The 1,235-nt window shown below is 62.6% G+C and carries 1 protein-coding gene; it reads left to right on the top strand.

Annotated features, from left to right (window positions below; all coding sequences use genetic code 11):
• On the top strand, positions 1-1,235 hold a 1,235-nt coding region (locus XH80_RS02955; protein WP_271597262.1), incomplete at both ends, for an IS1182 family transposase.

The raw sequence follows: 1,235 nt of genomic DNA, 5'->3' as shown, positions 1-1,235 counted from the left end.
GGGGCGGACCGAGCGCAATCGACGCTGTTGCCCGAATGCCTCGACGACTGGGTCGATGAGAGTAATCCGGTTCGCGCGGTCGATGCCTTCGTCGAAGCGCTCGATCTGGCAGAGCTGGGCTTCAAGGACGTCGAGCCTGCGGCAACCGGCCGGCCCGGTTATCACCCTGCGCCGCTGCTCAAGCTCTACATCTACGGCTATCTCAACCGCATCCAGTCGAGCCGCCGGCTCGAGCGCGAGGCGAGGCGCAATCTTGAGGTGATTTGGCTGTTGCAGCGGCTTTCGCCCGACGACAAGACGATCGCCGACTTTCGCCGCGACAACGGCCCCGCCATCAAGAAGGTGTGCGCGAAGTTCGTCGAACTTTGCCGGCAGATGGGCTTGTTGACGAAGGCGAGCGTCGCCATCGACGGCTCGAAGTTCAAGGCGGTCAACACGCGTGACAAGAACTTCACGAAGGGCAAGGTCGAGCGCCGTCGCCAGCAGCTGGAGGAGAGCGTATCGCGCTATCTCGCGCAGCTGGACACCGCAGATCTGCAGGAGCCATCTGAGACTCTCGCGGCGAAGACGGCGCATCTGAAGGAGAAGCTCACCAAGCTCGCGAGCGAGATGCAGAAGCTCGAAGCCTGCGAACAGGCAATGCTGGCATCACCGGACCAGCAGATCTCGCTGACCGATCCCGACAGTCGGTCCATGGCCACGAGTGGCCGCGGCTCCGGTGTCGTCGGCTACAATGTGCAGGTTGCCGTCGATACCGAGCACCACCTCATCATCGCGCACGAGGTGACGAATAGCGGCTCGGATCGTGCACAACTCGCCAACATGGGTAAACAGGCCAAGGCCGTGCTCGGCGTCGACAAGCTCGAGGCCGTGGCCGATCGCGGCTACTACACAGGCGAGGAGATCAAAGCCTGCGCCGACGCCGATATCGCTGTGACACTGCCGAAACCGAATACGACGGGCATGGAGGCGAAGGGCAAGTTCGGCAAGCACGACTTCGCATACCTGGCCAAGCAGGACGTATATCGCTGCCCGGCGGGCCAGTTGCTGGCGTATTGGCTTACAACAGTGGATGGCGAACGCACCATTCGGCGCTACGCCACGAAAGCTTGTGGAAGCTGCCCGCTTAAGGCGCGCTGCACCACGGCCAAGAACCGCGTCATCTCCCGTTGGGAACATGAACACGTCATGGAGGATGCCCAGAGGCGGCTCGACGCTGATCCTCAGGCGATGCG

The sequence above is a fragment of the Bradyrhizobium sp. CCBAU 45384 genome (genome assembly GCF_028128665.1).
Taxonomy (GTDB): domain Bacteria; phylum Pseudomonadota; class Alphaproteobacteria; order Rhizobiales; family Xanthobacteraceae; genus Bradyrhizobium; species Bradyrhizobium manausense.
Note: the sequence above shows the minus strand (reverse complement) of the source record. Positions and strands in the feature narration are given on the sequence as shown.